This window comes from Leucobacter japonicus (genome assembly GCF_001273855.1).
GTDB classification, from domain to species: domain Bacteria; phylum Actinomycetota; class Actinomycetes; order Actinomycetales; family Microbacteriaceae; genus Leucobacter; species Leucobacter japonicus.
Genome location: NZ_JHBX01000109.1, coordinates 1 through 20,754 on the forward strand (window position 1 = coordinate 1; position 20,754 = coordinate 20,754).

Annotated in this window: 23 protein-coding genes and 1 pseudogene; 11 read left to right on the forward strand and 13 right to left on the reverse strand. The window is 66.1% G+C overall.

Annotated elements, in window-relative coordinates; all coding sequences use genetic code 11:
- Nucleotides 1-198 precede the first annotated feature (198 nt).
- Nucleotides 199-663, reverse strand: coding sequence for a hypothetical protein (locus AMS67_RS17365; protein WP_156316627.1), 465 nt, complete (start codon nt 661-663; stop codon nt 199-201).
- Between the two features lie 109 nt (nt 664-772).
- On the opposite strand from AMS67_RS17365, the gene AMS67_RS11370 reads away from it, so the two are divergent.
- Nucleotides 773-952, forward strand: coding sequence for a hypothetical protein (locus tag AMS67_RS11370; protein ID WP_156316628.1), 180 nt, complete (start codon nt 773-775; stop codon nt 950-952).
- Nucleotides 953-1,314: 362 nt separating this feature from the next.
- Here AMS67_RS11370 and AMS67_RS11375 read toward each other — a convergent pair whose 3' ends face one another.
- Nucleotides 1,315-1,950, reverse strand: a complete 636-nt coding sequence (locus tag AMS67_RS11375) for a hypothetical protein (RefSeq protein ID WP_156316629.1) — start codon at nt 1,948-1,950, stop codon at nt 1,315-1,317.
- Between the two features lie 398 nt (nt 1,951-2,348).
- On the reverse strand, nt 2,349-2,804 hold the full coding sequence (locus AMS67_RS11380) for a hypothetical protein (RefSeq protein WP_053387500.1): 456 nt from the start codon (nt 2,802-2,804) through the stop codon (nt 2,349-2,351).
- A 40-nt stretch (nt 2,805-2,844) separates the two neighbouring features.
- On the opposite strand from AMS67_RS11380, the gene AMS67_RS11385 reads away from it, so the two are divergent.
- The 3 genes and pseudogenes from AMS67_RS11385 (at nt 2,845) to AMS67_RS11390 (ending at nt 4,330) form a co-directional block, all read left to right on the forward strand.
- Nucleotides 2,845-3,378: a hypothetical protein gene (locus tag AMS67_RS11385; protein ID WP_156316630.1), complete on the forward strand. Its 534-nt coding sequence runs from the start codon at nt 2,845-2,847 to the stop codon at nt 3,376-3,378.
- 485 nt (nt 3,379-3,863) lie between these two features.
- Nucleotides 3,864-3,947 (forward strand): annotated as a pseudogene (locus AMS67_RS18255) (hypothetical protein); the annotation flags it as partial.
- Between the two features lie 125 nt (nt 3,948-4,072).
- Nucleotides 4,073-4,330, forward strand: coding sequence for a hypothetical protein (locus AMS67_RS11390; RefSeq protein WP_156316631.1), 258 nt, complete (start codon nt 4,073-4,075; stop codon nt 4,328-4,330).
- 9 nt (nt 4,331-4,339) lie between these two features.
- Here AMS67_RS11390 and AMS67_RS11395 read toward each other — a convergent pair whose 3' ends face one another.
- Both AMS67_RS11395 and AMS67_RS11400 read right to left on the reverse strand, forming a co-directional pair.
- Nucleotides 4,340-4,879, reverse strand: coding sequence for a hypothetical protein (locus AMS67_RS11395; RefSeq protein ID WP_053387503.1), 540 nt, complete (start codon nt 4,877-4,879; stop codon nt 4,340-4,342).
- Nucleotides 4,880-4,915: 36 nt separating this feature from the next.
- Nucleotides 4,916-5,467 carry a hypothetical protein gene (locus AMS67_RS11400; protein WP_053387504.1) on the reverse strand — a complete coding sequence of 184 codons (552 nt, stop codon included), beginning with the start codon at nt 5,465-5,467 and terminating at the stop codon, nt 4,916-4,918.
- 190 nt (nt 5,468-5,657) lie between these two features.
- On the opposite strand from AMS67_RS11400, the gene AMS67_RS11405 reads away from it, so the two are divergent.
- Together AMS67_RS11405 and AMS67_RS11410 are read left to right on the forward strand one after the other, a co-directional pair.
- The gene (locus AMS67_RS11405) at nt 5,658-5,918 is read left to right on the forward strand and encodes a hypothetical protein (protein WP_053387505.1); all 261 of its coding nucleotides are present in this window, start codon (nt 5,658-5,660) and stop codon (nt 5,916-5,918) included.
- Nucleotides 5,919-5,921: 3 nt separating this feature from the next.
- The gene (locus tag AMS67_RS11410) at nt 5,922-6,608 is read left to right on the forward strand and encodes a terminase large subunit domain-containing protein (protein ID WP_053387506.1); all 687 of its coding nucleotides are present in this window, start codon (nt 5,922-5,924) and stop codon (nt 6,606-6,608) included.
- A 261-nt stretch (nt 6,609-6,869) separates the two neighbouring features.
- On the opposite strand, the gene AMS67_RS11415 is transcribed toward AMS67_RS11410, so the two are convergent.
- Genes AMS67_RS11415 through AMS67_RS11435 form a run of 5 tightly spaced genes read right to left on the reverse strand, consistent with a single transcriptional unit; the run spans nt 6,870 to nt 11,044 of the window.
- On the reverse strand, nt 6,870-8,351 hold the full coding sequence (locus AMS67_RS11415) for an aldehyde dehydrogenase (protein WP_053387507.1): 1,482 nt from the start codon (nt 8,349-8,351) through the stop codon (nt 6,870-6,872).
- Nucleotides 8,348-9,100 carry an alpha/beta fold hydrolase gene (locus AMS67_RS11420; protein WP_053387508.1) on the reverse strand — a complete coding sequence of 251 codons (753 nt, stop codon included), beginning with the start codon at nt 9,098-9,100 and terminating at the stop codon, nt 8,348-8,350. The genes AMS67_RS11415 and AMS67_RS11420 overlap by 4 nt, the downstream gene beginning before the upstream one ends.
- Nucleotide 9,101: 1 nt before the next feature.
- Nucleotides 9,102-9,671, reverse strand: coding sequence for an amino acid synthesis family protein (locus AMS67_RS11425; RefSeq protein WP_053387509.1), 570 nt, complete (start codon nt 9,669-9,671; stop codon nt 9,102-9,104).
- Nucleotides 9,668-10,351, reverse strand: a complete 684-nt coding sequence (locus tag AMS67_RS11430) for an amino acid synthesis family protein (RefSeq protein ID WP_082305482.1) — start codon at nt 10,349-10,351, stop codon at nt 9,668-9,670. Before AMS67_RS11430 ends, AMS67_RS11425 begins: the two co-directional genes overlap by 4 nt.
- Before the next feature lie 36 nt (nt 10,352-10,387).
- A complete protein-coding gene (locus tag AMS67_RS11435; RefSeq protein ID WP_053387510.1) occupies nt 10,388-11,044 on the reverse strand; it encodes a GntR family transcriptional regulator in 657 nt (218 codons plus the stop codon).
- 255 nt (nt 11,045-11,299) lie between these two features.
- On the opposite strand from AMS67_RS11435, the gene AMS67_RS11440 reads away from it, so the two are divergent.
- The 5 genes from AMS67_RS11440 (at nt 11,300) to AMS67_RS11460 (ending at nt 16,030) form a co-directional block, all read left to right on the forward strand.
- Nucleotides 11,300-12,139 (forward strand): ABC transporter ATP-binding protein, encoded by an 840-nt coding sequence (locus AMS67_RS11440; protein WP_075201361.1) that lies wholly within the window; start codon nt 11,300-11,302, stop codon nt 12,137-12,139.
- Nucleotides 12,136-12,978, forward strand: a complete 843-nt coding sequence (locus tag AMS67_RS11445; protein ID WP_082305484.1) for an ABC transporter permease — start codon at nt 12,136-12,138, stop codon at nt 12,976-12,978. Before AMS67_RS11440 ends, AMS67_RS11445 begins: the two co-directional genes overlap by 4 nt.
- A 49-nt stretch (nt 12,979-13,027) precedes the next feature.
- Nucleotides 13,028-14,059 (forward strand): ABC transporter substrate-binding protein, encoded by a 1,032-nt coding sequence (locus AMS67_RS11450; protein ID WP_053387512.1) that lies wholly within the window; start codon nt 13,028-13,030, stop codon nt 14,057-14,059.
- The gene (locus AMS67_RS11455) at nt 14,056-15,183 is read left to right on the forward strand and encodes a zinc-binding dehydrogenase (protein ID WP_053387513.1); all 1,128 of its coding nucleotides are present in this window, start codon (nt 14,056-14,058) and stop codon (nt 15,181-15,183) included. Before AMS67_RS11450 ends, AMS67_RS11455 begins: the two co-directional genes overlap by 4 nt.
- A gap of 67 nt (nt 15,184-15,250) precedes the next feature.
- Nucleotides 15,251-16,030, forward strand: coding sequence for an alpha/beta fold hydrolase (locus AMS67_RS11460; RefSeq protein WP_053387514.1), 780 nt, complete (start codon nt 15,251-15,253; stop codon nt 16,028-16,030).
- A 415-nt stretch (nt 16,031-16,445) separates the two neighbouring features.
- Here the strand turns inward: AMS67_RS11460 and AMS67_RS11465 are convergent, their stop codons facing one another.
- The 3 genes from AMS67_RS11465 to AMS67_RS11475 are packed head-to-tail and all read right to left on the reverse strand — an operon-like array spanning nt 16,446 to nt 20,577.
- Nucleotides 16,446-18,596, reverse strand: a complete 2,151-nt coding sequence (locus tag AMS67_RS11465) for an iron ABC transporter permease (protein ID WP_075201357.1) — start codon at nt 18,594-18,596, stop codon at nt 16,446-16,448.
- A 17-nt stretch (nt 18,597-18,613) separates the two neighbouring features.
- Nucleotides 18,614-19,672: an iron-siderophore ABC transporter substrate-binding protein gene (locus AMS67_RS11470; RefSeq protein WP_053387515.1), complete on the reverse strand. Its 1,059-nt coding sequence runs from the start codon at nt 19,670-19,672 to the stop codon at nt 18,614-18,616.
- Nucleotides 19,669-20,577 (reverse strand): ABC transporter ATP-binding protein, encoded by a 909-nt coding sequence (locus tag AMS67_RS11475; RefSeq protein ID WP_082305485.1) that lies wholly within the window; start codon nt 20,575-20,577, stop codon nt 19,669-19,671. Before AMS67_RS11475 ends, AMS67_RS11470 begins: the two co-directional genes overlap by 4 nt.
- Nucleotides 20,578-20,754: the final 177 nt, after the last annotated feature.

Below are 20,754 nucleotides of genomic sequence, written 5' to 3' on the forward strand. Positions count from 1 at the left end.
GGTGTTGACCCAGATGGTGCCCGCGTCATGACACCCCGCTTCCGGGCTCACCGTATCCCCCATTTACGACCACCGATCTGGGCGCTCTTGCCCGGTTCGGTTTGACCCCCCCGAGATCATGGCCGACCCGACCCTGATCGACGAAGACACTAACGAGAGAACGCCATGAACGCATCAACAGGGACTCGATTGCAAGGATTAAAGATCCAGGCCATTTCGCTTGCCAATTTCCTGGAATTCGGCGAACGCACGCGACCCTGAGTGCCCGCGGACGAACCATCCCATCAGAGCCTCTTGGGCGGTGCCGATCATTCTTCCTGTGGACTCCGAGCCGAGCGAGTTGGTCGTAGCGTTTGCGATCTTCTCAATGCCTTTCGCATCCCGCTTACTTGCTACCGCCACCAATTTGGCAGCCGCTACCGCCGAATCGACTTGGACACGAGACAACCCGGCGGGCTCTTCGATGTGCAACTTATAAGCGTCACCCCAAGCACGTATCGCTCCGACCAAGGCTTCGCCTTGAGCGGCCCGATTTTCCCTTCGTTGCTGCAGCGTAGACGTCAGCCAAACGCCAAACAAAGCCGACAAAGCACCAATTCCTCCGGCGATCAGAGGCGCGAATGGCTCGAAGGGACTAATCGATTCAACGACGACCAGATGCATGCATGCAATGTATCGCAACGGATTGGAATGCAAAGTGTCATCAAGTGAGGAATCTTGGTCCGGTTGGTTTAAGTGGCATCTTGAGCAGGCGCCGTTTCAGCTCATGCACATGCGCGAACTCGCGGAGCAATTCCTCGCAGCACAGGACACCTCCGCCATGATCGTTTCCGGGTCGAGCGAGAAAGCACGGTTATCGTGCCGGATCGATCCTGCCGACGCCGCCGACCTGCTCTACACGACACTTGTGATCTTCGGGCGGGAGGTCGAAGAGAAGATCGGTGGCGCCTAACCCCGTGCACTTCGTGAACGCATGTGGTCAGGGCGCGATGAGCTGCAGGGCCCACCGGTGTGCACGCCCTCGGAAGCGTTCGCGATGTCGAGCGAGATCATCCAATGGCTGGTCGCATGCTCGCACCAGATCGCGCACGATGGCAATCTGCACGACTCCCCTGATTCCCTCGTCGGCGTCGTGCGCGCCATGCGCGGCCGATATCCACGTGCCGAACCCAAGTTTCGGGCGTACAGCCTCCGACCGTGCCCTGGAGGTGGGGAACAAATGATACGTCCGCGATGGGGTGCAGACGGTCTCGCTGGAGCGACGTGCGACAAATGTGGCGAACGATGGGTCCGATCTTGATTGGAAGCGACACTTTACTTGTCGTCAAAGTATTCGACAAAGAGCTTATTCATGACCTGAATTGTCTCTTCTTGGTCGATAAGGATGGATGGGTCGTGTTGTCGCCTAGCGATGTAGTTAGACAGTGCCGACTTGATGCGATGCATCTCCGCGTTCTGATGTCTAGCGGTGTCAGGTGTTCCCTCAGTTCGCGGACCTACCCAGGCATTTCCGATATACCGGAGTCCATTCGATACGATTTGCGAGGTAATGGGGTCCGGAATCGAAAAGGTCTTCTGTTCCGCTGCGCGGAGTGCGTCACGATTCACTTCGAAATAGTCGTAGCCGCCCACATGAGTCCAGGTGGTTTGCAACACACCAAGAAGCTCAAGCAGCTCCATGGCCTTCTCCCGACCATTGGCATATACCGCGTCGTCACGCGCGATCTCGGATTGCACACGGAGCACTTCAATCGAATGATCACGATCAGCTTGGAGGCGCTCGTCGGCAAGCGTAATTTCACGATCCCTAAAGTCACGCGCTTGCTTACGCGTCCGCGATCCATTGAAAAGAAGGACGACGGCCGAAATGATCGCTGCTCCCAGCGCACCAGCGCCCCCCGCAAAAAGGGCGAGCGTCTTGAGCGTGTTTGGATCGATTTCGAAGTTCACCACCCGAACCTATATCCCACCTAGGCGCCGGCTCAATGCAACACTTATCGAGAAGCGTCACAACGGGTTCGTCGCTCCGTTTGCACAATGTAACGGCGGAGCCGAGAGGGTATGCCGATGTCGTTCGATCAATGGGGACAACGCATAGTCGATGAGCGGGTTATCCTTGCCGAGTGCCGAAAACGTCTCGCAGCAGACCTCGTACGCCAACAGCGGATCCGCTCGCGGGCGGGCGACACGCCGCCGGGCGAGCTTCTTGACCTGCTTTCGATGTCATCCCCTACATCGAGGGCTGAATAAGTGGGCCGGTACACGAAAGTGTCTTGGCCCTTTCTTGTTCCTTCTCCAGGGTGCGCGGCTCACGGCCAGTGAAGCCGCGCACACCAGCGAATCGGACCTTACTTCAATACAGGGTCCCAGATAGTTGGCAAGTCGGCGTCGCTACGCAGCCACGCGTACAAACGATCAATGCCGTCGTTCGCAATGGCGATCGCTTTCGCAGACACCTCGGCGTCACGCACGCTATTCACTAAAACACGAATGAAGTGAACAGCCTCCTGGTTTCCTGTACCCAGAGAGGCGATCAGTCCCGATGCAGCCTGATTGGCTCGTATGTAGTTTCCGCTGGCCCTGCTGCCGGCGTAGTAAGTCAAGGCCTCCATGAAGGAAAAGGCGCGCTCGTTGCGAAGGCGTTCCCATTCAATAGACGCGGCCCACTCTTGGTCTCGGCGGTCCGCACCCCGTCGCAGCCGTTCAACCAAGAGGGGCCCGAACACTGCGGATACGACACCCAGAGCCGCCACCAGTACCGTTGCGGTCGCGCTTATCAACGAAACAAGTCCCACGTCGCTCATGGGCACGAGCGTACTTCAATCACTCCGCTATCTTGTAGCTATGACCGACCCGAATTTTGCCCCAGAGGCGACGCAACCGTTTCGAGAGGCTTCGAGTCGTTCTCCAATGGTGCGCAGCAAGAAGCAAGCACTACTGATATGCCTCTGCCTTGGCATCGTTATCCTCATGAGTGCAATCGTCGGTGGCCTGTTCGCGCTCGATCATTACAACGAGAAACGAGCGCAGGACGTTGAACTCGCACTTATCGAGCGAAAGTATTTGTATACGGATGCGGCTCGGGCGTGCGAAGTGAACATAGAAGCAATCACCATTCTCGATGGAGGCGAAACACTGAGCATCGAGGGTGTCGGATTGGCCAGTGACTACCGACCGACAGTTTCCGGCGAAGGCGTCGTCTGCATGTTGAGCGAGCTTGGTGCTCCCGCCTCTGCAAGTGTGAAGATGGGCAACACGCGGTCACTAGATGGAACTCAAAGCACTTCTTGGGGTGACTACTCCGCCTCATGGACTTTCCACCCCGACGATGGACTTAATCTGTTGATCGAACGAACCAGCGAGCGGCCGCACCTATGACCGAACAAGTCACGACGGCGGCCGAGGTAACGGGCCCCACCTGGGCTATCCTCACCCTAGGAGCGAGACCACCGACATCACTCCCGAAGCCCGCGCCGCCGCACGAGAGAAGTACGGCACCGCCTCCAAGAAGCTCAAGAACAGTGCACTCTCCGCTCTCGGGTGGATCAGTCTCCTGGGCTTAGCCCTCGCGATCATCGGCCTGATCGTCACCACCAATGCCGAAACGATGGTCCCGTCACCGTATGGTCAAACTTCATCGGTGCCGGTATTACCGCAGGCTTCTTCGCACTCGTCGCCTACCTTGCAACCAAGGCAATCATCACGAGCCGCTAACCCGGCCGCACACTAACCCGAAAGGCCCGCATCCACTCCGAATGACGGGCCCATTCTCATATCCGGAAGCAACACCCAGCACACCATGAACGGGAGGACACCCGAACATGGCCAAAAATGCTGCCTGATGGGTCGCTGCCGAAACGCGCGCTCGCGTCGCTGAGCTACACGCTCAGGGGCTCTCTCCTAATGCGATCGCTCAGGCGATCGGCTGCTTGGGTTCGACAGTTTAGGCGCACGCTCGAGCGTGCGGCCTCAAGTTCGATCGGGCCGCGACGAAGGCGGCGACCGAAGTGAAGCTGACTGACCTCGGCGTGCGGCTCTCGTGGAATCGATGATGGATCTCGCTGAGGAGACCATGCGGGCAGTTAAGGGCGGGCAGGTTGAGCTCGTGCAGATTACGCAGGTTGGGAAAATCGTGCGCACGGAGGGTGACGCCGATATGACGGATCGACGAAATGCGATGACGATCGGCGGGATGGCTGTCGACAAGGCGACGAAACTGCTCGACCGCGACTCTGGCCTCGATGGGGCTAACTCGACACTCGACGCACTTGAGGCTGCGGTCGGAGCGGCTGCACGATTACTACTCGACGACGGTCAGACTAGCGAGTGACGCTCGAGGTCAAAGATTGCGTTCAGTCGTTTCGAGCCATGACGGTTCGTTCTCGTAGTGCCATTCGAACACGACTTTCTCTGGATCCCGACGCGCCCAAGCGCTCCACCAACGAATCGCGAAAGCGTCGCCATTCTCGACGCGGTGCGGGAGTACGGGCCCGTCGGTTCGCGTTGCGCTCTCGTCTGGCTCCACGGCGACACGGGTCACAAGAACGTGCTTGCCTGAGCTATTAGTGAACTTCACCGCGTTCTGGTCGATGTACTCGGCTTGAGACCATGCTGGAGGGGCATGAAGCTTGGCCAGTTCCTGAGAGCTCGAAAGAAGGGCGTTCGCCTCCTCTAGCGCGTTCGCCTGCCGGACGGCCGCTGATGCACTTTGTTGCGCCGCGACAACGGCAGCTTCACGAGCCGTCTCTGCGGCGGCTTGCGCCGCTTGTGCTTCCTCGCGTTCGGACACCGCGGTGGCGGCTTGGACCCACGCGAAGATCGCTCCGCCGACGCCACCTACTGCGCCGACGGCAGCGATGATAATCTCTCCGGGATTCATAGGCACCGACTTTACCGTTTGCGCGCATCGCGTCAGTCAGAGGTCAAGGCTGAACCAATCCGAGCCGTCCTCAATATCATCTTTTGTGCGTGAAAGAATCTGCATCGCCTCGAAGTAGGGGCCATCTTTGCCTGCCTGAATGAATCGCACTCTGCCCCTTGGAACGACCTCGAACGGCGGGTTCGGGATATCGAAACCCGATTCAGGTGCTCTGCGTGCCTCTCCTACAAATCCCACGAATCCACCACGCCCTTCGGGGTGGAGACGCATGCCCACGATCGTGACGACCTCATCGGTGAGGTTGATAATTTCGCGGACGTTTACCCCTTCGAATTTGATCCACTCAGGCTCGCTCCACCGCTTAGGTTTGGCGACACTGGCGGAGATCACATTTGCCAGTTCCAGTGCATCTGCCTGCCTTCCCGAATGCTCCGCCGACAGGCTTGCAGAAGAAGAGATCGATTCGAGCGCTTCTGCCGCCGCTTTGGCGTCGTCGGAAGACTCATTGGCCTTCCACCACGCGACTGCCGCACTGCCCGCCGTCGCAACGAAGATCCCGATTTGAATCCAAAGCATCGCCCAGTCCATAAATACAGACGATAGCCGCAAGGAGGAGGGTAGGCGCCTTGCCATCGAACGGCCTCTTCTCACCCGCCCAGATCCGATTCCTCGGATTGTGCTCGAAAGGCCCGATGCACACCATCCTCTCCGGCGCAGTGTCAGCCGGGAAGACTTTCATTAGCCTGGGGCGCTACTGCTCTACATCAAGTACATCCCCATGAGCTGGCAGATCATCCTGATCGGGCGCACACTCGGCACGCTCAACACGAACGTGATGCCGCTCCTCATGAGCGAGCAAATCTTCAGGCGTCTCGCTCGTCAGGTGCGGTACACGCCGGGTGCAAGGGCCGCGACCTTCCTTGGTCGCACGGTCTACCTCTACGGCGCGGGCGATGCGAACGCCGCAACGAAGATCCGAGGCGTGACGGGCGCCGTCGCCTGCGTTGACGAGGCGACGCTGCTCCCCGAGGCGTTCTAGAACATGCTGATCACCCGTCTGCGCGTGCCCGGAGCACGACGGCTCGCCACCACCAACCCGGGATCGCAGAACCATTGGCTGAGCACGAAGTGGATCAAAAAGGGCGGCAAGACGTCGACGGCGCATTGCACGTTCACCATGGACGACAACTCGTCACTTGAGGCCGAGTACATCGCGCTGCAGAAAACATCCTTCTCGGGCGTCTTTTACGACCGGTTCAATCTCGGTAAGTGGGTGGCCGTGGCCGGCGTCGTGTACTGCGAGTCCAACGAACGAAAGCACGTCATCGCGCACGACGACCTCCTGAAGCTCGAGCGGTGCATCTCGTTCGGCATCGATTACGGCACGACGAACACCACGGCGGCAGTGCTGCTCGCCCTCACCCGAGAGCATGTGCCGCGTCTCGTCGTGCCCGGGGGGGGGGGGCAACGCCGAGAACCACCACGGCGTCACACTCCCCGACAACGAACGCTCAAGGCGGCTGCGCGAGTGGATCGACGATTTCGGCGACAAGCTGAAGCACCACCCGCGAGCTTCGTCATCCTCGAGTTCTGGTTCCTCGATCCCCCGGCGGCGTCGATGCGGGCCCAGCTCAGGGCCGACGAACAGGTGACGTGGAAAGCCGACAACAAGCTGCTCGCGGCATCAGCGACGTCGCTAATGGCGCGAGCAGCCCGAGGTCTCGGGTAGATAAACGCCCGGCGGATGCCCGCGACAACGTGCAGGAGGCACAGCATGAAGAACAACACCTCGCAGGTTCAGGGCGTCGAGGCACTGCCCTGTTCGATGATCGGTCGCGCACCTCTCGCTCTCCGCGGCATCCGATTCGCCGAGGGTGGCAGCGGCGGGTTCACCAGCACCAACGACCCCGCCGCCCGCGCTCTTCCCGTGAGGTTGCCGAACGCGTCACATTCGGCAACGCGGAGAGCGGGGGCTGCGGGGAGCGGGGGGCTATCCGCGCATCACGAAGGGGTCGGCGACCGGGCCCTCGTCGGTGTTGATCCACACGCTCTTGAGTCGCGTGTACTCGTGCATCGATTCGAGGCCGTGCTCGATGCCGACGCCCGAGCTCTTGAACCCCTGGCGCGGTGACATCGGCGACATCGCCCGGTAGGTGTTGACCCAGATGGTGCCTGCGTCGAGTCGGCGGGCCAGGCGGTGCGCCCGAGCCAGCTGGTTGGTCCAGATGCCCGCGGCCAGCCCGTATTCGGTGTCGTTCGCGAGGCCGACGAGCTCATCCTCGGATTCGAAGGGGAGGATCGCGGCGACCGGTCCGAAGATCTCCTCGCGCACGACCCGCATGTCGTTGGTCACGTCGGTGAGCACGGTCGGCTCGTAGAAGTATCCGGGCAGTTCGAGCTGCGGACGCCCGCCGCCGGAGTGCACGGTGGCCCCCTCGGATGCGCCCAGTTCGACGTACGAGGCGACCTTGTCGAGCTGGTCGCCGAACGAGAGCGGGCCGAGCTCGGTCTCTGCAGCGAGCGGGTCACCGATGACGATGCTCTGAGCACGTGCGGTCACGCGCTCGAGCAGCTCGTCGTACACGGCCTTGTGCGCGAAGACGCGGCTGCCGGCGATGCAGGTCTGGCCGCCGGCGGCGTAGATGCCGGCGATGACCCCCATCGCCGCGTTTTCGACATTGGCGTCGTCGAACACGATGTTGGGGCTCTTGCCGCCGAGCTCAAGCGTGCAGCCGATGAATCGTGCCGCCGCGGTGGCCGCGATGCGCGATCCGGTCGCGGTCGAACCTGTGAACGAAATCTTCGCGAGCAGCGGGTGATCCACCAGGGGAGCGCCGGCGGCGGCACCGAAACCGGTCACCACATTGAAGACGCCGTCGGGGAACCCGGCCTCGGTCGCGAGCTGTGCGAGGCGCAGCGTGCTGCGCGACGTGTGTTCACTCGGCTTGACGACGACGGTGTTGCCGGCCGCCAGCGCGGGGGCGATCTTCGAGGTGGTCAGGGTGAGCGGCGAGTTCCAGGGCACGATCGCCCCGACCACGCCGAGCGGTTCGCGCTGCGTGTAGTTCAGAATGTCGAGATTCGTCGCCGGAATCTGCGACCCCTGCACTTTGTCGGCGAGACCGGCGTAGTAGTAGTAATACTCGGGGAGTGCGCGCATCTGCCCGCGCATCTCGCGCAGCAGCTTGCCGTTGTCGAGCGATTCCTGCAGCGCGAGCTCGTCGGCGTGCTCTCCGATGAGGTCGCCGAGCTTACGCAGCAGGTGGCCGCGCGCGGTCGCGGTGAGTCGCGACCAGGCATGGCCCTCGAACGCCGCGCGTGCCGAGCGCACGGCGCGGTCGATGTCGGGGGCGGTGCCGGCAGCTGCCTCGTAGAGGGTGTCGAGGGTTGCCGGGTTGGTGCTCGCGAAGTATTCGTCGGTGGCGGGTGCGACGAATGCGCCATCGATGTAGTGCCCGAAGCGTTCGGTCATGGTCGGCTTCCTTCCAAAGGGGTGATGAATGCGAGCAGCCGTTGCGCGAATTCGTGCGGTGCTTCGACGGGCAGCATGTGCCGCGCTCCGGTGACAATCTGCGATGCGCAGTTCGGGATCGCGCGCGCCAGCCGTACCGTCATGTCGGGCGTCGAACCCGGGTCGAGCTCTCCGGTGATGGCGAGCGCGGGTACGCGAATCGCGGGCAGCTCGGGGGCGATCTGCTGGTCGCCGCGCGCGAACACGGTGTAGGCGTGCACGAACGACTCGACATCGTTGCCGAGGAGCGTGTCGCGGGTCGCGGCGATCGTCTGCGGCGCCACCCGCGATCCTGCAGGGAACCACCGCTCGATCGACGCCGAGGCGCTCGCCGAGAAATCGGAAGTGGCCGTCGCGAGCCGGGACTCGACTGCCTCTTGCTCGGCGGGGGTGCGGTCGCAGACCGAACTCACCGCGGTGAGCGAGACGAGACGGTCAGGGGCGAAGCGCGCGATGTGCTGGGCGATGAGTGCCCCGAGCGAGAACCCGACGAGGTGCCCAGCGCCCTCGGGGAGCCGTTCGCGCACATCGTCGGCGAGCGTCTCGAGCGTCTGCGGTGCGCGCAGCGGCGGTCGCTCGCCGTGACCGGGGAGGTCGAGCGCAATCGTGCGGCGACCCGCGGCCTCGAGGAGCGCGACGACCGGCGCCCACATCGTGCGGTCGAGCCCCACGCCGTGCAGCAGCACGATCGGAGCGGCGCCGGTCGGCATGCTACTGCTCGGTCGAGAGGTCGGCGAGTCGCTGCTGCGGGCGACCCTGCGCGGCTCCGGCGAGGGCGATGACGATCTCGCCGGGGTGCGGGGCATCGGCGATGCGCACCTCGACGGTCTGATGGTGCGAGCGGATCGTCGCGTCGGTGAAGTGCTTCAGTGGGATGTCGAACACGATGCCTGCGGCGCCGCGCTTCTCGACCGCAGGAAGTAGCGTCGTCGCGTTCGCGGCGTCGCGGAAGTGATTGCCGAACTTGAGCGTGTGGATCAGTGCCGAGCCGTGCTCGATTTCGCCCTCGAGGCCGACGATCGCGGCCTTGCCGTACGCCTCGAGCGGGGCGTCGAGTGCCGCAATGACTCGGGGCGCCAGCAGCGCGCCGAGATCTGAGGCGACGGCATCGATGCCGGGGGCGAGGTCTGGGACGAAGCCCTGGCCGGCCCAGGGGTTCGGGATCACCGCGGCCACGATGGCGATGCGCGCGACGGGTGACACTGCGCGCCCGCCCTCCTGCGCGATCTCTTCGACGATGGTGATGATCTTGCGGGGGCTCAGGGGGCTCGGCTGGCTCATAGTGCGATCTCCTTCAGGATGTCGGTGGTAATCGGGGTATCGGTGGTGCGGTCGCCGATGCGCGCGTGGGGGCGCGGCCCCGTCGAAGCGACCGCGATGACCGCGATCTCATCGGCGCGCGGCGCATCGGCGAGATGCACCTCCAGCGTTTGGTAGTGGCTGCGGGTCGCCGCGGCGCTCTTGTGCCAGAGCGGCACACGAATGAGCTCTCCGGTGCCCGCGCGGCCGTCGACGAAGCAGAGAATCGACGTGCCCTCGAGTGCCTCGCGCACCAGATTGCCGAAGTAGGCGGTGTGAATCAGTGCGCTGGCGTGTTCGAGTTCACCGGCGGTGCCGACGAACGCCGCTTTGCCGAACGCCTCGACGGCATCGGCGCCGCCCAGAGCTTCGATGAGGCGGTCGCTGAGCAGCTTGGCAAGCAAGGGTGCCGCGAAATTGCTCTTCGCGGCGAGATCCTCCGTGGTTCCGGTTCCCAGCCACGGATTGCGAATCACGGCCGTCGCGCTGGCGCGGAGGATCGGGCGGCCGGCTCGATCCGGCACCTCCTCCGTGGCGACCGTGATCTTGCGCAGGGCGATCGCGCGCGCGATGTCGTCGAATTCGCGCAGCGTTGAGCGATCCGGCAGTGCGGTATCGGGCGCGCGATCGGTGTCGAGCTGCGGTAGGGAGAGAGTGGTCATCGAGATCGATCCAGTCTGTTGAAGGTGGGGAGAAGTTCAGGATTCGTCGAACGCGGCGATCGATGCCGACTGGCTCGACGTGGCGACGTGTCGCCGCGCGGCGAGTTCGGCGAGCAGCGGATCCTTCGCCTGGATGGCGTCGACGATGCCGCTGTGCTCGCCGAGGGAGTTCGCGAGGCGCCCCGGCTGCTGGAGCGTCTGGCGCACGATCCGGTGGTAGGCGAGTTGGTTCATGAGGAGGTCGTAGTGCTCGGCGAGCTTCTGGTTGTCAGCGCCGTCGATCAGCGTCTGGTGGAAGTCGTGCACGAGTTCGGCATACGCTTCGGAATCGCCGCGGCGCACGGCCTCCCGCTCGTCGGCGACGTTGCGGATGAGCTTGCGGAGTTCAGGGACGTCACCGCGCCGGGCGAGCAGGCCCGCGGCCAGCCCCTCGAGGCTCTCCTTGATCTGGAAGAGCTCCACGATCTCGCGCTGCGTGGGTTTGCGCACGAAGGTGCCGACGCGGGGGCGGATCTCGACGAGGCCCTCGATCTGCAGCTGCTTCAGCGCTTCGCGGATCGGAGTGCGACTCACCTGGAACTCCTCTGCCAGGCGGATCTCGGCGAGGAGCGCGCCGGGAGGGAATTCGCCGAGCACGATCCCGGATCGGATGCGATCGAGCACCGTGAGATCCGTCGTCTTCGATGACTGCATGCGTACTCCTTGAGGTGTCGCCACTGACTGACTGCGAGCGCTGTCTTGTATGGCAGCGTACACGATTTGAATCTGTTGTGTGCCACAGCTTGTGGCTACATCGGTATTGTTACGCACAAGTTTCGCGAAAACAAGCCGTTCTGATGTTGACAGTCGTCGAGTCGGTGGCTAATCTCGGTCGAGACATGCATACAACACGTGGGTATGGCGACCTCGGGAGCCCCACGGCGTATCGAGTTCGACGATTGGACAACGGTGACCACAGACACAGCACATTCCGCTCCGCGAGCGACCGTGGAGCTCGCAGACTGCACGATTACGTTCCCCGACCAGGGCTCCGGCGCCTACACCGCAGTGCGCAACGTATCGATCGCGGCCGAACCCGGCAAATTCACGTCCGTCGTCGGCCCGACGGGCTGCGGCAAGTCGACGATCCTCAACATGTCGGCCGGACTGCTCACCCCGTCGACGGGCACGGTGTACGCGCAGGGAGAGCCGCTTCGCGGGCTCAACCGCGACGCCGGCTACCTCTTCCAGCAGGATGCGCTGCTGCCGTGGCGCTCCGCGATCGATAACGTCGCGCTCGCGCTCGACTACCGAGGCGTCTCGAAGAGCGAATCGCGCAAGGAGGCGGCGGAGTGGCTCGAGCGCGTCGGGCTCAAGGGCTTCGAGAAGCGCTACCCCGCTCAGCTCAGCGGCGGCCAGCGCCGCCGCGTCGCCATGGCGCAGATGTGGATCACCAACCCCGGGTTGATCCTCATGGATGAACCGTTCTCAGCGCTCGACGTGCAGACCCGCCTCGTCATGGAGGGGGAACTGCTGAACCTGTGGGGCGCGAGCGGTGCAGCGACGCTCTTCGTCACCCACGATCTCGACGAGGCCGTGGCGCTCTCCGACGAGATCATCGTGCTCAGCGCGGGCCCGGCGAGCACCATCGTCGGTCGCTTCGAAGTGCCGCTCGAGCGCCCGCGCGATCTGTTGGAGATCAAGCGCGACCCGGTGTTCCAGCGCATCTACAGCGAGGTCTGGGACTGCCTCAAGGAAGAAGTCATGAAGACGTACCAGCTGAACCAGCCTGAGGAGGCCGCAGCATGACCACACTCGTAGCCTCCACCGAGGCGATCACCACGAAAGTGACCGAGCCCGTGAACCCGTCAGGGGCGATTCGGTCGCGCAAGCTCCGCATGATCGGGTATCAGGTCGCCCTCGGCGTGCTCTTCATCGGACTCTGGCAGGTCGGCGCGATGACCGGTGTGCTCGACCCGTTCTTCTTCAGCGAACCCAGCGCGGTCTTCGCTCGGATCGTGGAGTGGTTCACGACCGGGTCGATCTACCCGCACCTCCTCGCCACCACGCAGGCAACGCTGCTGGCCTTCGGTATCGGCGTCATCGGCGGTCTCGTGTTCGGCGTGCTCTTCGGGCGCATCGATTTCCTCGCGCAGCTCTTCGACCCGTTCATCAAGATGTTCAACGCGCTGCCCCGACTCGTGCTCGCGCCGATCTTCCTGCTCTGGTTCGGCATCGGCATCTGGTCGAAGGTCGCGCTGGGGTTCACGCTGGTGTTCTTCGTCGTGTTCTTCAACACGCTGGAAGGCATCCGCAGCGTGCCGCGCGTGCTGACGAACAACTCGCGCATGCTCGGCGGATCGCAGTCGCAGCTGCTCACCTCGGTGTACCTGCCGAGCGCGCTGAGCTGGATCTTCTCCAGCCTCCACACCAGCATCGGCTTCGCGATCATCGGTGCGGTCATCGGAGAGTACCTGGGCGCCTTCCGAGGCATCGGGTACGTCATCGCGCAGGCGCAGGGCACCTTCGACACGACGAGCGTGTTCGCCGGCATGGTGACGCTCATGATCTTCGTGCTCATCATCGAGTTCTTCATCACCCGTATCGAGAAGCATCTGCTGCGCTGGCGCAGCGCCGGCACGCACTGATTCCAACACCCCTCTCAACCTCGCACCACCTCACAACTCAGGAGTGAACATGTCAACGACGACGAAGCGACTGCTCTCGGGCGGTCTTCTCGCGGCCGCAACCATCGGACTGATCGGCTGCGCCAGCCCCGGCAACGCGGGCGGAGGCGACGACGGATCGCCGACGCTGATCGCCGTCGCGGGTCTCACCAACCTCCACAACATCCCGCTGGTGCTCGCCGATGAGCTCGGCTACTTCGAGGAGGAGGGCGTCAACGTGGAGCTCTCGGATCTACAGTCGGGCACGAAGGCGCTCGAAGCCGTCGAATCGGGATCGGCGCAGGCCGCGGCCAGCTTCTACGATCACACGCTGCGCATGCAGGCCAAGGGCCGCGACTACACCGCGTTCATCGTGCTCTCGGACAGCCCCGGTGCCGTGCTCGCCGTGCCGCCGGCGAGTGCGAAAGACATCACGAGCGTTGACGACCTCAAGGGGCAGCCGGTCGGCATCGCCGCGCCGGGCTCCGCTGAGGAGGCCTACTTCTCGGAGGCGCTGCAGCGCGCCGACCTGTCGCTGACCGACGTCAGCCTGGTCACCACCGGCACCGGCGCAAGTGCGGTCGCGGCCATGGAGGGCGGCCAGGTCGTCGCGGGGTGGATGTACGAGCCGGCCTTCTCGCAGTTCGAGGCGCGCAACGCGGGCACCGGCACGCTGATCGACACCCGCACCGCCGAGGGCTCGAAGGAGCTGTTCGGTGACGGCGGGTACGCAGCGGAGACGCTGTACACGAAGAACGAGTGGCTCGACGCGAACCCCGAGACGGCGCAGGGCATCGTGAATGCAACGGTGAAGGCGCTGAAGTGGATGCAGGATCACAGCGCCGAGGAGATCACCGAGGCGATGCCGGCGAACCTCGTCGGTGAAGATCCGAAGGCGTACGCCGATGTGCTCTCGAAGAACCTCGAGATCTACACCCAGGATGGCAAGATGCCCGAGAACGGGTACGAAGCGAACGTGCGCCTGCTCGAGTCGTCGCAGGGTCTCAGCGATCTGCGGCCTGAAGAGACGTTCACCAACGAATTCGCGGACAACGCGAAGTGACGTCCACCGCACTCCCCACGAGCACCCGTGCCGCGGTTATCCGCGAGCACGGGGCTCCGCTCTCCCTCGAAACCGTGCCGCTGCCCGAGCGCCTCGACGCCGGGGCGCTTCTCGTAGAGGTGCTCGCCTGTTCCGTGTGCGGCACCGACATTCACGGGTGGCTGGGGCACCTCACGATTCCGGCAGCGCTCCCCACCGTTCCCGGCCACGAAATGGTCGGCAGCATCATCGCGATGGGTGAGGGCGCCGACCGCGACTCCTTCGGTGAAGCGCTGCAGCCGGGCGACCGCGTGATCTGGTCGCACGCGCCGTGCGGATCGTGCGAGGGGTGCGCGACGCATCGCGACTCGGCGCTCTGCGAGCGGCCGCAGATGTACGGGTACCTCAACTGTGAAGAGCAGCCCTACGGCGCGGGTGGATTCGCGGATCACGCCGTCGTGCTGCCCCGTGCGGGCCGGGTGCGCGTGCCCGACGGGGTGTCTGACGAACTCGCGAGCATCGCCGCGTGCGCCGTGCGGTCGGCGGCCAACGCCGTCGAGACCCTGGGCCGCACGAAGCCGAGCGACACCATCGTGGTGCAGGGCAGCGGCCCGATCGGCCTGTTCGCCACGGCAATGCTTTCGCTCGGCAGTTTCCGCGACCTGATCGTCGTGGGCGGCCCGGACGACCGGCTGCGTCTGGCCGAATCGTACGGTGCCACGGCCGTCGTATCGGTCGAGGAGCATGCGACGCCCGAGGGGCGCGAGGCAGCGGTGCTGCGGGCGACCGGTGGCCGTCGCCCCACGAAGCTGCTCGAGATGTCGGGCGGCCGCACCGCGTTCGCGGAGGGGCTGCAGCTCGCAGCGAAGGGTGCCCGCTACGTGCTCATGGGCCAGGTCGCGGGGTGGGATGCCCCGAGCCCGCCCGGCCGCATCACCATGAAGAATCTGCAGGTGCTCGGAGCCTTCTCGGGGGCGATCGACCACTACCGTGAGGCCCTGCTGTTCCTGGAGCAGGCCGCAGATCGATTCGACTTCGGCGCGATCATCTCGAACCGGTACACGCTGGAACAGGTGAACGAGGCGTTCGAGAACATGCGGGCGATGCGCGACACGAAGGCGGTGATCCTGCCCCAACGCGGGTAGTCGCCCTCGCTCATTGCGGCCCCGGCTCATTTCGCCCCCGCTACCCTGAACCGAGAAGGGTGGGCGCATGGCAACCGTGAGCATCAACGGCATCGAACTGTACGAGCAGGTGTCGGGGTCGGGCGAACCCGTCGTGGTGCTCCACGGCGGGTTCTGCTCGCTCGAATCGCTCGCGCCGATCGCCGACGCGCTCGCAGCCGTGGCCCGGGTGCACGCGTACGAGCGGCCGGGCCACGGTCGCACCGCCGACCTGCCGGGCGACTACTCGTACGAGCGCAGCGTCGTCGAGGCGCTCGCCTATCTCGACGCGCACGGACTCGCCGATGCTCACATCGTCGGGTACAGCGACGGGGCGATCATCGGGCTCATGCTCGCCATGGCGCATCCCGGTCGGGTGCGCTCGCTCACCGCGATCAGCGCGAACCTCGATCCGTCGGCGTATGACCGCGATCTGCCCGCGAACGGGCCGGTGCTGCCTGAACTGCCGCGGCCGGTTGCGGTGGGCGATCCGGCGCCGGATCGCATCACCCCCGAGCGCCGCGCCTACGAGCGCCTGTCGCCCGACGGGCCCGAGCACGCCGACGTCGTCTTCGACAAGTGTCTGCGGCTGTGGACCTCTGAGCCTCACATCGCCGCCGCCGAACTCGCCCGCGCGACGTCGCCGACGCTGGTGGTCGGTGGTGACCGCGACACGGTGCGGCCCGCGCACTCGCTGCGCATCGCGGCGAGTCTGCCGAACGCGCGCCTCGCGATCGTGCCGGGAACCACGCACGGGCTCGTCGATCAGAAGCCCGAACTCATCACTGCGCTGATCCTCGACTTCTGGGCCGAGGTCGCGGAGGCCTGAGCGCGGGCACGGTGCCGCCGCGCCCGCCGCCTGCCCGCCGCCTGCCCGCCGCCCCGCGCCTGCCCTGCCCTGCCCTGCCCTGCGCCGCCCTACCGCGAGCGCACCCCTTTTGCGCGAGTGCACATCTATGTGAGGGGTGCTTTCGCGCAAAGGGGGTGCACTCGGGAGAGGGCGCCGTGCTGAGGTGGCGTATCGAGGGTCCCGCGGGAGAGACGGGACGCCGCGCGGGCTGGTGTAGTGCCCAGGACTGATCGTCGCTGACCTCGGCACCTCTGCCTCCCCGCGCGCTCCTCCCGAGTGCACCCCTTTCGCGCGAGTGCACATGTATGTGAGGGGTACTCTCGCGCAATAGGGGTGCGCTCGAGGGGAAATCGCCGCGGGGACGCCGCGCGAGCGCGCGCCCGGCAAGAACCCCCTACGCCGACCGGCGCAGCAGCCACACGAAGTAGGGCGCCCCGATCAGCGCGAGCATGAGCCCGGCGGGCAGCTGCGCGGGCGAGATCAGGGTGCGCCCGAGGGTGTCGGCGACGCAGACGAGCAGTCCGCCGAGCAGCATCGCGACCGGGATGATGCGCGCGTGCCGCGCTCCGACGATCGCGCGGGCGAGGTGCGGGGCGACGAGCCCCACGAATCCGATGACGCCGACGGCGACGACGCTGACGGCGGCGAGCACGGCCGCGATCGCGAGCATGGAGAAGCGCGTCTTCTCGAGCCCGATGCCGAGAATGCGGGGCGTGTCTTCGTCGATGGCGAGCAGGTCGAGGTGGCGGCGCAATCCGATGAGGATCGGCAGCGCGACGATCAGCGCGATCGCTACGGGCAGCACATCGGGCATCGACCGCCCGTAGGTGGTGCCCGAGAGCCAGGTCAGAATGCGGGGGGTGTTCCACGCGTCGGCGCGCAGCAGCAGGAATGTGGTGAGCGCGCTGAGCCCGTACCCGCAGCCGATGCCGATGAGCACGAAGCGGTCGGGCAGCATGCCGCCGCGCCACGACAGCAGTGCGATGAGCGCGAACGTGGCGAGTCCCATGGCAACGGCGAGGGTGATGAGCAGGGGGCGGCCGCCGCCCGACGTGACGGCGATGACCGCGCCGAGGCCGGCGCCCGCGGTGATGCCGAGCAGGCCCGGTTCGGCGAGCGGGTTGCGCACAGTCGACTGCACGACACTGCCCGAGAGGGCGAGCGCGGCGCCGGCGAGCACGGCTGCGGCGACCCGGGGCACGCGCTCGTCGATGGCGCGGGCGACGAGGTCGGGGGCGAGGCCGCGGGCCCAGAGCGCGAGGTCGCCGGTCTGCAGCCACAGGCTGCCCGCGAGCAGGCCGACGACGGCCGCCGCGATGAGCAGCACGGCGACGATCGCGAGGATCACGCCGAGGCGCAGCCGCGTGCGGCGGCCCGGTCGGGCCTGTGGCGGGGTGCGGACGCCGCCGGCGTCGCGCATGCGCAGGGCGAGCACGACGATGACGACGGCGCCGAGCAGCGCGGTGGGAATGCCGGTGGGGACGGAGGTGGCGCCCTCGGCGGTGAGCAAGGCGCGGAGGCCGGCATCGGCGAGCAGGATCAGCAGCGCGCCCAGCAGCCCCGACACCGGAATCAGCAGCAGGTGTCGGGTGACTGGGCGCACGCGTGATGCGATGAGGCGCGCGAGCACGGGGGCGCCGAGCCCGACGAACGCGATCGGCCCGGCGAGCATGACGGCGGTGCTCGTGAGCACGACGGCGCAGACCACGGCGATGAGGCGGGTGGAGCGGATCGGCACGCCGAGCGTCGAGGCGGTGTCGTCGCCGAGCCCAAGCACGTCGAGGCGGCGGGTGAGGAGCATCGCCGCGAGGAGGGCGACGACGATGAGGGGGAGCGCGCGCAGCGAGGCGTCGATGTTGAGCTGCGCCAGTGATCCGGAACCCCAGGCGAAGAGCCCGGTCGTGTTCTCCTTGAACAGGATCAGCAGCATCGCCGTGCCCGCGTCGAGGGCCATCGCGAGCGCCGATCCGGCGAGGATGAGGCGGGTGGTGCTCGCACCGGCGGTGCTGCCGGCGAGCGACAGCACGAGTGCGGCGGCGAGGAGGCCGCCGATGAACGCAACCGATCCCGAGGCCCAGAGCGGCAGCGAGAGCCCGAATGCGGCGACCGCGGAGAGTGCGAAGTACGATCCGGCGGTGACGGCGAGGGTGTCGGGCGAGGCCAACTGGTTGCGGGTGATCGACTGCAGCAGTGCGCCGGCAGCGCCCAGCGCGAACCCGACGGCGACGCCCGCGGCGAGGCGCGGCAGGCGGGAGCCGGTGAGCACATCGCCCACCGGCACGCCGCCGACCGATTCACGGGCACCGCCCGCGTAGCGCACGAGGTCCCAGACCCCGACGCCCGAGGTGCCCTGCGTGAGGTGCCACGCGCCGACCGCCACCACCGCGACGAGCAGCCCGACGAGCACCGCGATCCCGCTGGCACGCCCGCGCAGCCCGAGGTCGCCGGCGGCGTGCGCGTGCGCAGCAGGCGCAGCAGTCGCGCCGGGTGCGGGCCGAGTCGAAGCCGGCGCGGCTGCGGGCGTCGCGGTGCTGGTCGGGGTCATGGTGATCCTGTGCGGCGTTACTTCTGGAGAATGACGTCGACGAACGCGTCGACGGCCTGCTCACCCGACAGCGGGCCGCCGGCGCCCCAGACGCCTGCGGGGAACGCGTGCGCGCGGCCCTCCTTGACGGCGGGCAGCGAGGTCCAGATCGCGCTCTTCTCGAGCTCGGCGGTGTACCCGCCCTCCTCGTCCTTGGAGTAGAAGAGGTTCGCGTCGCCGACGGCGGTGAGGCCCTCGAGGTCGGTCTGCGCGAGGCCGTACGCGGGGTCAACGCCGCCGTTGCCGTAGGCCTTGTCGATGTCGTTCGTCCAGGCCGGGGTGAGCCCGAGCTGCTCGCCGAACGCGGTGAAGAGGGCGCCCTCGCCGTAGGGGCGGATCACGAGGTTGCTGCCCTCGACCCAGCCGTCGAAGAACACGAAGTCCTTCGTGGGCAGGTCGACGGTCGCGACCTCGTCCTTCGCGTCGGCGAGGTGCTGATCGAAATCGGCGAGCACCTGGTCGGCGCGCTCGGTGCGGCCGGTCGCCTCGGCGATCAGCGTGAAGACGTTCTTCATGTTGCCGATCGGATCCTTCGTGTCGGCGCCCACGGTGACGAGCACCGGAACGTCGCTCTCTTTCTCGAGCGTCTTCACGATGTCGGCGTCGGCCTCGAACGCCTCGACCACGATCAGGTCGGGCTTTGCGCCGTACAGCGCGTCGAGGTCGGGCTCGCCGCGGGTGCCGAGGTCGACGACGCCCTCGGGCAGTGTCTCCGCGCTGACCCAGGTGCCGTACCCCTCGGGGTCAGAGACGGCGACCGGCGCCACGCAGAGCGTCAGCGAGTCTTCGATCTGCTGCCACTCGAGCACCGCGACGCGCTTCGCCGGCTGATCGAGCTTCACCGTGCGGCCGACGCCGTCGGTGATCTCGACCGGGCCGGTCGACGTGGTCGTCGTGTCGTTCTGGCACGCCTCCGAGGTGGCCTGCGGCACGTCGCCGCTTCCGGCCTCGACGGTGGTGGTGCCGCAGCCGGCCGCGGTGAACGCGACGGCGGTGACGAGCGCAGCGGCGGCTGCGGTGCGGAGGGAGCGGGTCATGCGGGGGTCCTCTCGGAGGGGTCGGTGGTCTGGTGCGAGATTTCGGAGCCGGGCGCTCGATGCGCGAGCGGTGCGTGGCGCCCGATCGGGTCGATGCGCACGCGGCCGCTGCGCGGGTGCACCTCGACCTCCGCCTCGATGCCGTAGACCTCGCGGAGGTGCTCGGCAGTGAGCACCTCGGCCGGGATCCCTGCGGCGTGCACGCGCCCGGCATGCATCAGAATCAGTTCGTCGGCGACCCGCGCCGCGTGATCGAGGTCGTGCAGCACGATGCCGACCGCGACCCCGGTCTCTTCGACGAGATCGCGCACGAGGTCGAGTGTTTCGATCTGGTAGCGCAGGTCGAGGTGGTTCGTGGGTTCGTCGAGCAGCACGACCCCGGTCTCTTGCGCGACGCAGGCGGCGAGCCAGACGCGCTGCATCTCGCCGCCCGACAGCTCGCCGACGGGTCGCGTCGCCATATCGCGCACGCCCGTCGCGAGCATCGCGTGGTCGATCGCACGGCGATCATCGTCGGTGAGGCCGGCGAACCGGCGGCGGTGCGGGTGGCGCCCGAACGCGACCACTTCGCCGACCGAGAGGCCCTGCGGGGCGGGGCGGGATTGCGAGAAGAGGGTCACTTCGTGCGCGAATGCTCGAGCGGTCAGCAGCGAGACGGGGCGATCTTCGCGGTCGGCGCCGCCGATGGTGACGGCGTCGCGGGGAGCCGGGTGCAGTCGGGCGAGCGCGCGCAGCAGTGTCGATTTGCCGCTGCCGTTGGGGCCGATGAGTGCCGTGGCGCGGCCGGGTTCGAGCGCGATCGAAACGTCGTGCACGACGGCGCGGGCGCCATAGGAGAGGTCGAGCCGTGTGCCGCGCAGTGAGGCGGGCACGCGGGAAGAACCGGTGGGGGCTGCTGGGGGCATGCGGAGTTTCTGGTTCGGCGGGCTCGTGGCGGCGTCTGTTCCTCGGGTGCGCATCACGGTGCACGCGTCGCAGCTGAGGGTAGCCTTGCTTACATCAGATTAGTTCCGGATCGCCGACCTCTGCAATTTCCATGAACCCGCTGACCGGGGTGGAGATGTTGGGGGCAGAGCTCCGCC